Consider the following 13,407-nt stretch of genomic DNA (forward strand, 5'->3'; position numbering starts at 1 on the left):
AGTCCTCCAGCCGATGGCCGGCGGATCGAGTCCTCGGGTCAGGGAGGGCCGGCCATCCCGGTCATCCTGCCCATCCAGGGCGGGCGGCTGCGAAGGTACAGGACCACCAGGGCAATGATGACGAAACGGAAGCAGATTCCGATCAAACCTGCTTCGGGACCGTAGGCGCCGCCGGTCAGCCAAGCCGGACCGAGGTCCGCAAGCCGCTGCAGTCCGCCCGCCGGCAGGCCACTGACTGGAAATCCGATGAGCGGGCCCTGCGCGAAATTCCATCCGAAATGCAGGCCGAACGACAGCCACAGTTGCCGGCTTGACACGAACGCCATGCCGTAGATCAGGCCACCCAGGGCATTGCCGAACACAGACATCGCAGAAGCACCCGGGTTGCACAGGTGGATCAGTCCAAACGATGCCGCGCTCAGCGCCACGGCCCATGCGAGGCGCCCCCTCAATGCCAGCACGAGCCCCGACAGGAGCAGGCCACGCATCAACAACTCTTCCTTCAGTGCCGTTAGCAGCATGCCGGAGGCCTGCCGGAATAGCAGGAATGCTGAGGAAACGGCGTGGTCGTGGCTGGCCCGGATACCCGAAAGACCCGACTCGATCAGGAAGATCCCGACCATCGAGACGCCGGCGATAAGCAGCCCGGCCAGAAAGTCGGCCAGCGCTGCGCGGCCTCCGCGCAAGCCAAGACCGTCCAGGATCCGAATTCCGTTGCGCCGCCACCGGATGAAAGCAAAAGCACCAAAGCCCAGGGCCGCCAGCAGCATGCCGACTTCGACAACCATGCGAACGTTCATCCACAGACCCTTTGGAGAAGGTAGAGGCAGCGAAGGAATTGCCTCCATCCGGATGGCCGCCAAAACCTCTTCCAGGTGCACATCGTCAAGGTAAGGGGGGACGATGTCCAACCGGACAACGGAAATCCGGTGCATCCCCGGGGAAAGGCGCAGCGGGGCAGTTCGATGGCGAAGGGCCAGGCCCTCGGGTCCAACGTGAATGCCTAGAACGAAAATGGCAACCCCGGCATCATCGGGGCCAAGAAACCTCAAGTCTTCCGGCCTGTCCCATGCCCAAATCCAAACCCGAGGTGCCGGAGGAATTGAGCTCGGCACTCCGGAAAGGCCCGGGCTAAGGGCAAGAAACCACATTAGAAGGAATTTCATTGGCAACTTGCCGGCAGTAAAGGCGTCCGCGGTGACCATGACATCCAAAAAGGGGAATGGGATGAATCGAACGATGGAAAATCGGTCGCCCTAGGTTCTGGTCCTATGGTCCAGGTTACTTCGGAACGGCCTGTGGGGGCCTTGGGTGTGGATTTGGCCCCTTGCATGCCCCGGCCAGGGCTAGAACCAGGAACAAGGGGGGAAGAAGTCCAAGGATGAGGAGGCGGGGTCGAGAACGAATGTGAGTCATGGCCTGCCTGCAGATGATTGTGCTGTATGGAAATATGATAAATTATTAAATGCCACTTGGCACGCGCTCTTACGATGCCCTGGAGGCCGCCCATAGCTCTTGCCCAACGTTCATGACCACGGTCCAGGCCAAGATCGTCGAGAAGGGCTAACTCATGGGCGCCTTGTTGGGCCAAAACCAACTTTGCCGTGAAACGTTGGCATAATAACCCATGTATGAATATCCAAGATTTCGAAACGATCCACGCCGACCTTCGACCCAGGGTCGTGTCCCTCCTTCGTCGCCTGGTGGGGCCTGAAGAGGCCGAGGATCTGGCTCAGGAGGTCTTTCTCAAGGTTCATCATGGACTCCCTGGTTTCCGGGGGGATAGCAAAGTGTCCACCTGGGTTTTCCGGATCGCGGCGCGGCACGGCCTGGACTACCTTCGCCTGCGGCCGGCCCCTTGTGTCCAGGCACTCCCTGATTTCGAATGTGCCGATGCCGACGCCGCCGTGACACCCATGAAGGAAGAGATGAACACCTGCGTCCGGGATATGATCGATGCCCTTCCCGAGGACTACCGGGTCATCCTGGGCCTCTGCGAACTCAAGGAGTTCCGCATCGGGGAGATCGCTGCCCTCCTGGGCATCACGGACGGCGCCGCCAAGATCCGCCTGCACCGGGCCCGGGCCCTGCTCCGGACGCGCATGGAGAAGGGCTGCCGCATCCTGCTGGACGAGCGGGCGGAACTCCAGTGCGACCGCAAGGCCCCCTGAAAAACCCCGTATCCTTTCACCCGTCGGTCCCGTCTCAAAGGGTGAAAGGAGGACACCATGTCCGAAACCATCACTCTTGAGCCCGCCAAGGCCTCTTGCAGCCTTTGCGAGGCCTACGCAACACGCGAGTCCGTCAAGCCCATCGTCGTCATGTCCTGCGAAGGCGCCTGTCTGCGGGGAGAATTGGCCCGGCTCGCGGCCAATCAGATCTGCGATGAGCTGGCCCCCGAACGCACGGCCCGGCTCTGCCTGGGAGGGGCCTTCACCAAGGACACGGGACAACGCAACCTGGCCCGCCGGGCGGAGCGGGTCGTGGCCATTGAAGGCTGCCCCACCGACTGCGGCTCCCGCATGATGCGCGCCGTCCTGCCGGGTTTGCAGGTGGAAGTGTTCCACCTGGAGGGCGCCCGGTTCGATCCGAAGCTCTTTTCCATCCGGGAGCTCCCGGAGGCGCAACGGAAAGCCTGCGCGATTGACATCGCGCAGGCTGTCGCTCTGAACCTTTAGCGGCTACTTGCACGCAGGTAAAAAGGGAGAGCCCCGAGAACTCAAGGTTCACGGGGCTTTTCTATGTGGTGGCTGGGCGCGGACTCGAACCGCGGACCTAGGGATTATGAGACCCTCGCTCTAACCACCTGAGCTACCCAGCCGAAGAAGCTAGTCTACCGGGTCCGGGCACCAAAATCCACGATGGATTTCGGGGTCGCGAGCACCCGCTCGTAGACCTCCTCGTACTGGTCCACGATGGGCTTCTCCTCGAAGGTCTCCAGGGCGCGGGTCTGGGCGGAGAGGCCCATCTTCCTGCGCAGGACGGGGTCGCGCAGGAGGGTGAGGGCGTCCTCGGCCATGGCGTCCACGTCGCCCAGGGGCTCCAGGAAGCCGTCCACGCCGTGGCGGACCACCTCGGGGAGGCCGCCCACGCGGCTGGCGATGACGGGGACCCTGTGGGCCATGGCCTCCAGGGCGGCCAGGCCGAAGCTCTCGGTGGCGCTGGGGAGGAGGAAGACGTCCGAGCAAGCAAGCACGGTGTCGATGTCCAGCTGCTTGCCGGTGAAGCGGACGTGGTCGGCGAAGCCGTGGTCGCGGGCGTAGATTTCGGCTTCGGCCCGGTCGGGGCCGTCGCCCACCATGACCAGGAAGCTCGGCTGCTCCCGCAGCACCCGCTCGAAGGTCTTCATGACGTCCATGACGCGCTTGACGGGGCGGAAGTTGGAGATGTGGGTGAGGATGGAGGTGCCGGCGGGGGCCAGCCACTTGCGGCAGCCGGGGTTGGGGTCCTGGGGGGCGGTGACGAAGTTGGGGATCACGTCGATGGGACGGTCCACCTTGAAGGTGCGGTAGGTCTCGTCCCGCAGGTACTCCGACACCGAGGTGACGGCGTCGCTCTCCCGGATTGCCAGCTTCACCATGGACAGGTAGCTGGGGTCCGAGCCCACCACCGTGATGTCGGTGCCGTGGAGGGTGGTGACGACCTTGAGCCGGCCCTCGAGGGCCATGCGCGCCAGGAGGGCGGCGGAGGCGTGGGGGATGGCGTAGTGGGCGTGCATGATCTGCAGGTCATGGTGCTCGGCCACGTCGGCCATCTTGGAGGCCAGGGCGATGGAGTAGGGAGCCGCCTCGAAGAGGGGGTAGGGGCTGGCCGTCACCTCGTGGAAGAAGATCTTGTCCTCGAAGCCCAGCAGCCGGGGTGGAAGGGAGGGGCTGAGGAGGTGGATCTCATGGCCCCGGGCGGCCAGGGCCTTCCCCACCTCCGTGGCCACCACGCCGGAACCGCCGAAAGTTGAGTAGCAGGAGATCCCGATTCGCATCTCACGGTTGTACTGCAGTTCTCCCCAATTGTCCAAGGGGACGCCGGGGCCGGTTGCGACTATCATGGCAAGGAAAGGTCCCCCTCCCTATGTTCCTTGTGCTCGTGGCCGACAAACTCATTCTTCTCCTCATCATGCTCATCTTCATCACGAGCATCCTGTCCTGGATCCAGCCGGACCCCCGGAACCCGATCGTCCGGTTGCTTCACGCCATCGTGGACCCGGTGCTGCACCCCATCCGGACCCTGCTGCCGTCCTCCATGGGCATGGACTTCAGCCCCATGGTGGCCATCCTGATCCTGTACGCCCTTCAGGCCCTCTTGCAGAAGAGCGTCCTCTCCTAGGAGCGCCCATGAAATACACGCCCTTGGACATCCAACGCCGGGAATTCGAGAAGGGGTTCCGCGGCCTGGACGAAGGGGAGGTGCGGGCCTTCCTGCTGGAGGTGGCCGCGGAATGGGAGGAGCTCCAGATGGAGAACTCCCGCCTGCGCACCGAGATCCTGGACCTGCGCGAGCACCTGAAGCAGTACCAGGACCAGGACCGGATCTTCCGGGAGACGCTGCTCAACGCCCAGCGCACCAAGGAGGAGATCCTGGACGCCGTGAACCGGGAGAAGGCGCTCATCCTGCGCGAGGCCGACTTCAAGGCCGACGAGCTGCTGCGGGAAGCCAGCGCCAAGAGCCAGGAGCTGGAAGCCTCCCTGCGCGGCCTGAAGCTGGAGCGGGTGCGCTTCCTGCAGGACATGGATTCGCTCCTGGCCCGCACGCGGCGGTACCTCCAGGAGGAGGCCCCGGAGATCTTCCCGCCCGCGGAGGCCACCCGCAGGCTCGACGACCGGGACGCGGCCCGCATCGACCAGCTCACGGGGCAGAACCCCGCCCGCACAGGGAAGACAGGCTTCGGTTCCGACGGGGTCTGAACCCGCCGCATCGGGATGGCGGCGCCTTCGGGGGTACGGCCCGCGGGCCGTGGAACCTTGGCGCCGCGGTTGGCATTGGAGGGTGACGCTGACCCGGGCGGCAGGGGGTCGCCGGCCGCGGGCGGGGTGCCCGGGGCGGGCCCCGGCGTGCGAGGTCGCGAAGCGCGGAAAGGTACCATGACCCCTCTTTCGAAAGCCCTGACCTGTTCCGGAGCGATCCTCCTCGCGGCCGGTTCCGCCCCCTTGCGGTCCCAGGCCTGGGCGGCGCCGACGGCGACCCAGACGTCCACCCCGACCCACGCCCTGAGGCAGGACGGCAAGGATTCCATCCTGATCGGACACACCTGGTCCAACTGGACCTGGGTGGACCCCGAGGGTACTCGCCACGTTTTCCCCGGGACCAGTTCCGCCAACCGGAGGATGATCGCGATCAACGGCGTCGGCATGATCCCCCAGGCCGGCGGCGCCCTGGAATACACGAACCTGAACCTCGTCCAGGCCCTGGACGGCGCGCCCATCTACCTGAGCACCGAGAACGGCGGCAAGGGAAAGATCGTCATCCGGAGCCAGGCCTTTCCCAAATACAAGGTCCTGTCCGTCATCTATGCGCCTCCCGGAATCGGGGGAACGGTCAGCTACGGTAAAGGGTCCGGGGTGGGAACCACGTCTTCCATCAGCCAAACTTTTTCGGGCGCCTTCAACCTGTCCGCCAGTCTCGGCGGGGAGGACGTCAAGAATTTCGCAACCTTGGGCGCGGGCTGGTCCACGAGCACGACAGACTCCCGGTCCATCACGATGAGCAACAACCTCTCGACCTTGAACCGATGGACCGGCACGTCCGAGGGCATCAACCACGACCAGGACGTCCTGGAGGTGTGGCTGAACCCCGCCGTTGAGCTGTCTTTTACCTCCTCCAACGAAGCTTCGTGGAGGCTCATGAACCATCCGGGCGATCCCCTTTCCGCCACCGTCGGCGCCAATGTTGTCCACCTGACCGTCGCCCAGCTCCTTGGAAAGGAACCGATCACGAACGAACACCTGCTGGCCCGGTTGAAGCGGGAATGGCCCGGAGGCGGAGCCTTGACGGGGCCAGGAACCGATTCGGACTTCCATGCCATCGCCAAGCAGAATCCCTACCATGCGATCGGCTCTGACTTCATGGGCAACACGTTCGTGCCCGACCCGAACAGGTTCAGCCTGACGAACCTTCGCTCGGTGGACTACAGCCCCGCGTCAGGCGTGGTACACACGTCTTCGCTCATGGTCCAGAACGAGGGGATTGAAACAAAAGGCAACTCCATCGTCAGCAGCTACTCGGTTTCCGCTGCCATGGGCGCCGGGTTGACGAAATTTTTCGGCATCACGGCAAACAAGTCCTGGACGTGGACCGATGAAATCACGACCTCCCGGATGGTGACGAATTCTTCCCACGCGGAGCTCTCGGTGCCTCAGCCGGGCAACGACTGGCGGGGGCCAACCCACATCGCTGTCTACACGGATACCCTGTACGGCAGCTTCCTCTTCACCTACCTGCGATAGGGAGGGGCCCGATGAAGCCGCTGCACGCCATTCTGCCCTGTCTTGCCATGGCAGGCTGCGGGTCCCTTCCCGTGGTTGAAATCCATTCCGCGCCTGTCCTCCCCCGGGAGGAAGTCAGCCGGCTCGCCGCCCACCGCACCCGAACCGTGGCCGTCGATGCGGAAGCCGTCTTCCCGAAGGTCCTGGAGATCCTTCTGGACCAGGGACATCTGATCCTATGTGCGGATAGGAGCCTCGGGATGGTTGCCTTCCGGCAACAGTGGCAGGACCGTGAGCAGCGGAAGGCCAGCATCATCCAGGACGGCAGCCTCCTGGTGACGCCCCTGGAACCGGGCCGGAGTCGACTCAGGCTCCTCCTCGCTGGCCGTTCTTCTGAAGTTTTTCATTATGGGATGAAGGAATCGGCGGGGCTGGCGACTCTCGCCGGCGTCCAGCACGACCTTGCGCCGGAGGAATACGCCAAGCTCCTGGATCTCCTGGAGAAAGGCTTGGTTGCGCAGGGCGCGCCACCGCAGGGGGCCGGTGGCGGCTAGGGTGCCTGAGTGCGGCCGGCCGGGAACCCATCCGGCAGGGGCGGCACCTTGGATCTGGCCGGCCTTTCGGCGGCTTTTTCTTGGGGAATCCATGCTGCCGTTCCGTTTCGCCCTTCTGATTCTTGGCACCCTGCCCGCGCTGGCCGAGGTGACCCTCACCAACGCCACGACCCATCGGGTGAGGTTGAAGATCACCTCCATCGCGGCCCAGGGGCGCGATCTGACGGTGGCCTCCTACGCGTCCGCGGCCCCTCCCAAGGCCCGCCCGGCCTGGGGCGCCGAGGACAAGGGGGCGGTCCACGAGCCCACCTTCCATGGCACCTACCAGGATTTGGCGCCAAGGCCCATGAACACGCTGATCCTGTATCTCACGCCCGGCGGTCAGGCCGTCTTTACCCCATCGCCGTGCGCCCCGGGCGCGGTGGGCATCCAGCAGGTGGATCTACTCCTGTCGCTCCACGGCCTGGACGAGGGGGCCGGGGTGGACCTTCCGGTACGCTACCGGGCCTTGGCCCTTGGCGGCGATGTGGCCAGTGAATCCCTGCACCTGGAAACCACCCAGGAGAACAAGGCCGACGGCAACCCGGCCCCCCTCGAACTGGTGGCTCCCGACGACAAGCATCCGGACTACCGGATCAAGGTGCCGAAGAGCGCCCCCTGCGTGATTCTCTGAACGGGGCTAGAGCCCCAGCAGCGCCCTCGCCTCGGTCTCCATGCGGTCCAGCAGGGCGGCATCCGTGCGGCTCTGGAGGTAGACCTTCAGCTTCGGCTCCGTGCCGCTGGGACGGAACGCTGCGAAGGCGCCGGATTCCAGGCGGAACTTGAGGACGTTGGAGAGGTCCATGGGCCGGGCCTTGGCGCGGTTGTCGGGACGGTCCAGGATGGGTTCGACCTGGTCGCCGGCGTGCCACTGGCAGGCCTGGAAATCCTCCCAGGAGACCACCTTTTCGCCGCCGAAGGCCTTCAGGCCGGCCTCGCGGATGCGGGTCATGGCCTCGGCGAAGCGCACGGCGCCGCCGGGACGCGGGTCCTCCAGGTTCACCAGGCGGTTGTGGAACATGCCCACGCGGGCCTTGAGGGCGTCGACGGCCTCGTAGGGGCCCAGGCCCTGGGTCTTGTAGTGGCCCACCATCTCGGCCACCACCAGGGCGGCCAGGACGCCGTCCTTGTCGCGCATCTGGTCGCTGAGCTGCATGCCGAAGGACTCCTCGGCGCTGTAGGCGTAGGTCTCGCCGTTCCTCCCGAGGATGTCCATGCAGAGCGCGATGTTCTTGAAGCCGGTGAGGGTCCACATGACCTCGAGCCCGTGGCGGCGGGCCACCTCGGCCAGCAGGTCGGAGGTGACGACCGTGGTGACCATGACGCCCTTGAGGCCCTTCTGGGTGCAGAGGTAGTCCAGGGTGAGGGCGGCCAGGTCGTTGCCGCTCATGAGCTCCCAGGCGCCGCCATGGGGCGCCACGAGGCCGATGCGGTCGGCGTCGGGGTCGTTGGAGAGGACCACGTCGGCCCCGGCCTTCGCGGCGTCGGCCAGGGGGGCCTTGTAGGCGGCGATCTCCTCGGGGTTGGGCCGGGGGGCGGTGGGGAAGGTGCCGTCCTGCACCGCCTGGGAGGCGCAGATCTCCAGGGGGAGGCCGGCGCGCTTGAAGAGCTCGGGCACGAAGGCGATGCCGGTGCCGTGGAAGGGGGTGTAGAGGACCTTGGCGGGCTTGAACCCGGCGGGACGGGTCATGAGGCTCAGGCCCAGGGCCAGGTAGCCCTCCTCCAGCTCGGCGGGGATGGGCACGATGCGGGCGTCGCCCTCGGCCGGGGGCGGCTCGGGCACCAGGGGGAAGGAGGCCATGGCGGCTTCGACCTCGGTGTCCCAGGGGCTCACCACCTGGGCGCCCTTCTCGTCATAGGCCTTGTAGCCGTTGTATTCCTTGGGGTTGTGCGAAGCGGTGATGATGATGCCGCAGGCGGTGCCCAGCTTGCGCATGGCATAGCAGAGGAAGGGGGTCGGCAGGGGGCGGTTGCCCAGGAACACCTGGTAGCCGGCGGCGGCCAGCACCCGCGCGGCCTCCCGCGCGAAGACGTCGGACTGCAGGCGGGTGTCGAAGCCCACCAGGGCGGTCTTCGCCTGGGGGGCCCTCGCCTTGGCCACCTGGGCCAGCGCCAGGGTGGTGCGGCGGACGTTGGGCTTGTTCATGCGGCGCAGGCCCGCGGCCATGATGCCCCGCAGGCCGCCGGTGCCGAAGGCCAGGGGCTCGAAGAACCGGTCGTTGACCTCCACCAGGGCGGCGGCGTCGCCCTTCTCGGCGGCCTGGACCAGGGGTTCCAGTTCGGCCCTCAGTTCGGGCTCGAGGTGGGGAAATGCGAGATATTGGCGGGCTGCTGCTGTGGACATCGAATCCTCTTGATTTAGGCTTCGACTACCTTATCACGCCCCGCCAAGGCTCATGTCGGAGAGCAGGAGGGACACCCCGCCGCTGCTGCCGTACCAGTGGAGATCGTTGCCCACCGCGGCGATGCGGGTGAGGAAGTCCCGCAGGTTGCCCGCGAAGGTCATGCGGTCCACGCTCTCGGCCAGCTGCCCTCCCCGGATGCGGATGCCCGACGCGCCCACGCTGAGGTCGCCCGAAACCGGGTCCACGGTGTGCAGGCCCATGAGCTCGGTGATGAGCACGCCCTCCCCGGCCATGCGGTAGAGCTCCAGGGGGGTGGTGTCGCCGGTTTCCGGGAACAGGTTGAAGGTGGAGACGCCGGGGTTGCTGCCCGTGCCCCGGCCGGCGGTGCCGGTGGGGGCCACGCCCATCTCGGCGGCGGTCTTGAGGGTGTGGAGGTAGGTGCCCAGGACGCCCTTGTCGATGAGGACGTTGCGCCGGGTGGGCAGGCCCTCCCCGTCCCAGGGCTCCGAGCCCAGGCCGGTGGCCAGCCGGCCGTCGTCCACCAGGGTGAGCAGGGGGGAGGCGATGGTCTCCCCGAGCCTGCCCGCGAACAGGCTGCGGCCCTTGAGCACGGCCTCGGCCGAGAGCATCCCCGAGACGATGCCCAGGATGTCCACGGTCACTTCGGGGTGGAAGATGACGTTGAAGCGCCCGGCGTCCATCTGCGCCGGGTTGAGCTTGCGCTCCCCCTTGCGGGCGGCTTCGGCGCCGATGGCGGCCAGGTCCACGGCGCCGGGGTGCCGGCCCATGTCCCAGTGCCACGAGGCCTGGCGGTCGCCGCGCTCCTCCACGGCCAGCTCGATGGCGGCGGAGCAGGACGAGCCCAGGTCGTAGGCCCGCACCCCGCGCTGGGTGATGAGCAGCGAGGCGCCGTCGCCGTCGGCCCAGGAGGCGTCGCGCACGGCGACGACCTTCGGGGAGGCCTTGCGGGCGTGGGCCTCCAGCTCCAGGGCGCGGTTGATGCGGTCCTCGGGGGTCAGCGCCGAGCCGCGGGGGTCGTGGCGGGGGGGCAGGTCGTCCACGCCCGAGGGGGAGGCCTGGCGGATCCAGGGGTCCTCGTCGCCCAGGGCGGAGAGCTCCCAGGCCTGGGCGAACAGCTCGGTGAAGTCGTCCCGTCCCAGGTCGGTGGTGGTGGCGATGCCGGTGCGCAGGCCCTTGGCCCCGGGCCGTAGCACGCGCACCCCCAGGCCGCCGCGCTTGCTGGTGGTGAGGTCCTCCAGGGCGCCGTTCTGGACCTTGGCGCGCCGGGAGCGGGAGACGCTCACGAAGGCCTCGGCGCCCTCGGCCCCCAGGGCCAGGGCCGAGCGGATGCCGGCCTGGAGCCGCTCCTCGAGGGAATCGGAGATGAAGGTCTGGAACAGGGCTGGGTCGGACATCAGGGTAGGGCCTCTTTGAGGGCTTTCTGGTGGGCCTGGTACGTCTGGGCGTTGAAGCAGACCAGGAAGACCTGCTCCGGGAGCTCGTTGGCCTCCAGGAAGTCCAGGATGGTCTTCACGGCCACCGGGGCGGCCACGTCCAGGGGGATCTGGGGCTCGATGCCCGAGCCGATGCTGGGAAAGGCCACGGAGCGGATGCCCCGCACCTTGGCGAGCCTGAGGGTGTTCACGTAGCACGAGGCGAGGACGCCGGCCTCGGCGCCGCTGCCGTCCAGCCACGTGGGTGCGACGGTGTGGATGACGAAGGGGGACGCCAGGTTGTGGCCCCCCGTGAGGCGCGCCTCGCCCGGGGGGCAGTCGCCCACGCCCAGGCACTCCTCCTCCAGGCCGGGGCCCGCGGCACGGTGGATGGCCACGTGCACGGGACCTCCCGCCGCGAGCGTCTCGTCGGTGGAATTCACCACCGCCTCGGTGCCCATGGCGGTGATGTCGCCCAGCTGGAGCTTGAGACGCGAGACCATGGGGACTCCTAGATGACGCTGGGGAGGGGTTCCGCCGTCCCGCCCACCACGAGGGCGGGGCAGAGGATGGTGGGCAGGGCGTCCGAAACGGGAACCCCCTGGCCGTCCTTGCCGCAGGTGCCGATGTCGAAGTGGTCCAGGTCCCGTCCGATGCGGGTGATCTCCTTGAGCACCGTGGGCCCGCATCCCGTGAGGGTGGCGTTGCGCACCGGGTGCTTGACGACGCCCCCCTCCACCCAGTAGCCCTCGGTGACCTGGAAGACGAAGTTGCCGGTGACGGTGTCCACCTGGCCCCCGCCCATGTGCTTGACGAGGAGGCCCCGGTCCAGGTCCTTGAGGATCGCCGCCGGGTCCTCCTGGCCCGGAGCCAGGAAGGTGTTGCGCATGCGGGGGATGGGGATGTGGCGGTAGCTCTCGCGCCGGCCGTTGCCCGTGGGCTCCACGCCCATCCTGCGGGCGGTCTTGCGGGACTGGAGGTAGGACTTGAGCACGCCGTTCTCGATGAGCACGACCCGCTGGGCGGCGCGGCCCTCGTCGTCGCAGGCCGAGGACCCGCGCTTGTGGGGCAGGGTGCCGTCGTCGATGATCGTGACGAAGTCGGCGGCCACCTTCTGCCCCAGCTTGCCGGAGAACGCGCTAACCCCGGCCAGGGCCAGGTCGGCCTCGAGCCCGTGGCCGCAGGCCTCGTGGATCATGGTGCCGCCGGCGCTGGAGGAGAGGATCACGGGGAAGGTGCCCGCCGGGGCGGGCAGGGCGTCCAGGGCCTGGATGGCCAGGCGCACCGCCTCGTGCACCGTGCGCTCCACCTCCTGGGAATGGAACAGCTCGAAGCCCCGGGTCTGGCCCAGGGCCTGGTACCCGGTCTGGAGCAGCTCGCCCGCGCCCGCGGTGACGTTCACGCGCAGCACGCTCTGGATGCGGCGGTCCTCGGTGAGGGTGGCGGTCCAGGCGCCGTCCACGCGCTCGGCGGAGGCGATCCAGACGCTCTGGGTGCTGTCGCCGTAGCCCACGGCCACCTGGCGCAGGGCGCCGGGCCGGAGGGTCTCCGCGCGCCGCCGGGCGAGGTACTCGGCCCGGCGCACCAGGTCGACCTTCTCGGGCAGCGGCACCGCGGCGGGTTCGCGCTCGATGGGGCTGGGCTTGGGAAGGAGCTGGGGCGCGAGCTCGGGGATGGAGGCCGCCACCCCGGCGCCGGGGGCGGCCAGGGTGCGGGCCGCGTCCAGGAGCTCCGCGGCGGTGGGGGCGATGAGGTCGGCGAACCGGGTGGTCTCCCCGTCCATGAGCCGAAGGCCCACGCCGAAGGTCTCCCCGGCGGCCACGTCCTCCATGCGGCCGTCGTCCATGCCCAGGCCGCAGGCGCGGCGGTGCTCCACGAAGACCTCGCCGTAGTCGCCGCCCCGGCTGAGCAGGGTCTCGAGGGTGGCGCGGAGCTGCTCGGCGTCGAAGGGGGCGGTCATGGGCGGGCGCCACTTCCGGCTCCGGGAGGTCTTCCAGTGGGCCAGGAGGTTCTCCTCGGCCTTGTGCAGGGACTCGTCCAGGTCGCGGCCGTCGTTGTGGAAGACCTGGTCGGCGTGCAGCAGCTTCTCGGCGCCCGCGCTCTGGGCGTAGATGCGGTCCATGGCCCTCGCGGTGTCCAGGCCGTCGCGCTCCATGAGGCGCTTGAGGCGGATCTCCTCGGGGGCGTCCACCACCCACAGGGCGTCGAAGATGTGGGCCTGGCCGCGCTCGACCCAGAGGGCCGCGTCCAGGACCACGCCCTTGATCGTGGTGGGCAGCGCGCGGAGCTTGTCGGCGAGACGCGTCTCGATGAGCGGGTGGAGGATGGCCTCCAGGCGCTCCCGGTTGGCGGGGTCGGAGAACACCAGGGTGGCCATCCGCTCCCGGTCCAGGGTGCCGGCTTCGCCGAGGATGCCGGAGCCGAACGCCTGCACCAGGGCGGCCAGGCCCGGGGTGCCCGGTTCCACCACCTCGCGGGCCACCTGGTCGGCGTTGATGATCTCCCAGCCCAGGACCTTCAGGCGCTTGGAGGCGTAGGTCTTGCCGGCGGCGATGCCCCCCGTGAGGCCCACGACGGGGTAGGGGGCCTCCACCAGGCGCTTGTTCAGGGTTGTCAT

Annotated in this window: 13 protein-coding genes and 1 tRNA gene; 7 read left to right on the forward strand and 7 right to left on the reverse strand. The window is 67.7% G+C overall.

Features of this window, described 5'->3' with window-relative positions:
• Positions 1–38 precede the first annotated feature (38 nt).
• Complete coding sequence (locus ACZ5MC_RS11065) at positions 39–911, reverse strand: CPBP family intramembrane glutamic endopeptidase (protein ID WP_464517742.1); 873 nt, start codon at positions 909–911, stop codon at positions 39–41.
• Positions 912–1,631: 720 nt separating this feature from the next.
• On the opposite strand from ACZ5MC_RS11065, the gene ACZ5MC_RS11070 reads away from it, so the two are divergent.
• Positions 1,632–2,171, forward strand: a complete 540-nt coding sequence (locus ACZ5MC_RS11070) for an RNA polymerase sigma factor (protein WP_306600420.1) — start codon at positions 1,632–1,634, stop codon at positions 2,169–2,171.
• Positions 2,172–2,228: 57 nt separating this feature from the next.
• Positions 2,229–2,678, forward strand: coding sequence for a putative zinc-binding protein (locus ACZ5MC_RS11075; protein ID WP_306600422.1), 450 nt, complete (start codon positions 2,229–2,231; stop codon positions 2,676–2,678).
• A gap of 66 nt (positions 2,679–2,744) precedes the next feature.
• Here ACZ5MC_RS11075 and ACZ5MC_RS11080 read toward each other — a convergent pair.
• Together ACZ5MC_RS11080 and bshA are read right to left on the reverse strand one after the other, a co-directional pair.
• A tRNA-Met gene (locus tag ACZ5MC_RS11080) sits at positions 2,745–2,821 on the reverse strand.
• Positions 2,822–2,833: 12 nt separating this feature from the next.
• Positions 2,834–3,979 carry an N-acetyl-alpha-D-glucosaminyl L-malate synthase BshA gene (gene bshA / locus ACZ5MC_RS11085; protein WP_464517743.1) on the reverse strand — a complete coding sequence of 382 codons (1,146 nt, stop codon included), beginning with the start codon at positions 3,977–3,979 and terminating at the stop codon, positions 2,834–2,836.
• Between the two features lie 89 nt (positions 3,980–4,068).
• Here bshA and ACZ5MC_RS11090 point away from each other — a divergent pair, with 89 nt between their 5' ends.
• The 5 genes from ACZ5MC_RS11090 (at position 4,069) to ACZ5MC_RS11110 (ending at position 7,646) form a co-directional block, all read left to right on the forward strand.
• Positions 4,069–4,323 (forward strand): YggT family protein, encoded by a 255-nt coding sequence (locus tag ACZ5MC_RS11090; protein WP_306600482.1) that lies wholly within the window; start codon positions 4,069–4,071, stop codon positions 4,321–4,323.
• A gap of 8 nt (positions 4,324–4,331) precedes the next feature.
• Positions 4,332–4,901 carry a DivIVA domain-containing protein gene (locus ACZ5MC_RS11095; RefSeq protein ID WP_306600483.1) on the forward strand — a complete coding sequence of 190 codons (570 nt, stop codon included), beginning with the start codon at positions 4,332–4,334 and terminating at the stop codon, positions 4,899–4,901.
• Positions 4,902–5,321: 420 nt separating this feature from the next.
• Positions 5,322–6,440, forward strand: coding sequence for a hypothetical protein (locus tag ACZ5MC_RS11100; protein ID WP_464517744.1), 1,119 nt, complete (start codon positions 5,322–5,324; stop codon positions 6,438–6,440).
• A gap of 11 nt (positions 6,441–6,451) precedes the next feature.
• Positions 6,452–6,973, forward strand: a complete 522-nt coding sequence (locus tag ACZ5MC_RS11105) for a hypothetical protein (RefSeq protein ID WP_306600486.1) — start codon at positions 6,452–6,454, stop codon at positions 6,971–6,973.
• 91 nt (positions 6,974–7,064) lie between these two features.
• Positions 7,065–7,646 (forward strand): hypothetical protein, encoded by a 582-nt coding sequence (locus ACZ5MC_RS11110; protein ID WP_464517745.1) that lies wholly within the window; start codon positions 7,065–7,067, stop codon positions 7,644–7,646.
• Between the two features lie 6 nt (positions 7,647–7,652).
• Here ACZ5MC_RS11110 and ACZ5MC_RS11115 read toward each other — a convergent pair whose 3' ends face one another.
• Genes ACZ5MC_RS11115 through coaE form a run of 4 tightly spaced genes read right to left on the reverse strand, consistent with a single transcriptional unit; the run spans position 7,653 to position 13,407 of the window.
• Positions 7,653–9,356: a phospho-sugar mutase gene (locus tag ACZ5MC_RS11115; protein WP_464517746.1), complete on the reverse strand. Its 1,704-nt coding sequence runs from the start codon at positions 9,354–9,356 to the stop codon at positions 7,653–7,655.
• Positions 9,357–9,389: 33 nt separating this feature from the next.
• Positions 9,390–10,772, reverse strand: a complete 1,383-nt coding sequence (locus ACZ5MC_RS11120; RefSeq protein ID WP_464517747.1) for a TldD/PmbA family protein — start codon at positions 10,770–10,772, stop codon at positions 9,390–9,392.
• Positions 10,772–11,293, reverse strand: coding sequence for a macro domain-containing protein (locus tag ACZ5MC_RS11125; RefSeq protein ID WP_464517748.1), 522 nt, complete (start codon positions 11,291–11,293; stop codon positions 10,772–10,774). Before ACZ5MC_RS11125 ends, ACZ5MC_RS11120 begins: the two co-directional genes overlap by 1 nt.
• An 8-nt stretch (positions 11,294–11,301) precedes the next feature.
• Positions 11,302–13,407, reverse strand: a complete 2,106-nt coding sequence (coaE, locus tag ACZ5MC_RS11130) for a dephospho-CoA kinase (RefSeq protein ID WP_306600491.1) — start codon at positions 13,405–13,407, stop codon at positions 11,302–11,304.

It is taken from the genome of Mesoterricola sp. JemC181 (assembly GCF_055384585.1).

What these genes read in the sequence shown, in the direction of transcription:
- ACZ5MC_RS11070 (WP_306600420.1), top strand. Translation starts at nt 1,632, where the DNA reads ATGAATATCCAAGATTTCGAAACGATCCACGCCGACCTTCGACCCAGG.
- ACZ5MC_RS11075 (WP_306600422.1), top strand. Translation starts at nt 2,229, where the DNA reads ATGTCCGAAACCATCACTCTTGAGCCCGCCAAGGCCTCTTGCAGCCTT.
- bshA (WP_464517743.1), bottom strand. Translation starts at nt 3,979, where the DNA reads ATGCGAATCGGGATCTCCTGCTACTCAACTTTCGGCGGTTCCGGCGTG.
- ACZ5MC_RS11090 (WP_306600482.1), top strand. Translation starts at nt 4,069, where the DNA reads ATGTTCCTTGTGCTCGTGGCCGACAAACTCATTCTTCTCCTCATCATG.
- ACZ5MC_RS11095 (WP_306600483.1), top strand. Translation starts at nt 4,332, where the DNA reads ATGAAATACACGCCCTTGGACATCCAACGCCGGGAATTCGAGAAGGGG.
- ACZ5MC_RS11100 (WP_464517744.1), top strand. Translation starts at nt 5,322, where the DNA reads ATGATCGCGATCAACGGCGTCGGCATGATCCCCCAGGCCGGCGGCGCC.
- ACZ5MC_RS11105 (WP_306600486.1), top strand. Translation starts at nt 6,452, where the DNA reads ATGAAGCCGCTGCACGCCATTCTGCCCTGTCTTGCCATGGCAGGCTGC.
- ACZ5MC_RS11110 (WP_464517745.1), top strand. Translation starts at nt 7,065, where the DNA reads ATGCTGCCGTTCCGTTTCGCCCTTCTGATTCTTGGCACCCTGCCCGCG.
- ACZ5MC_RS11115 (WP_464517746.1), bottom strand. Translation starts at nt 9,356, where the DNA reads ATGTCCACAGCAGCAGCCCGCCAATATCTCGCATTTCCCCACCTCGAG.
- ACZ5MC_RS11120 (WP_464517747.1), bottom strand. Translation starts at nt 10,772, where the DNA reads ATGTCCGACCCAGCCCTGTTCCAGACCTTCATCTCCGATTCCCTCGAG.
- ACZ5MC_RS11125 (WP_464517748.1), bottom strand. Translation starts at nt 11,293, where the DNA reads ATGGTCTCGCGTCTCAAGCTCCAGCTGGGCGACATCACCGCCATGGGC.
- coaE (WP_306600491.1), bottom strand. Translation starts at nt 13,407, where the DNA reads ATGACAACCCTGAACAAGCGCCTGGTGGAGGCCCCCTACCCCGTCGTG.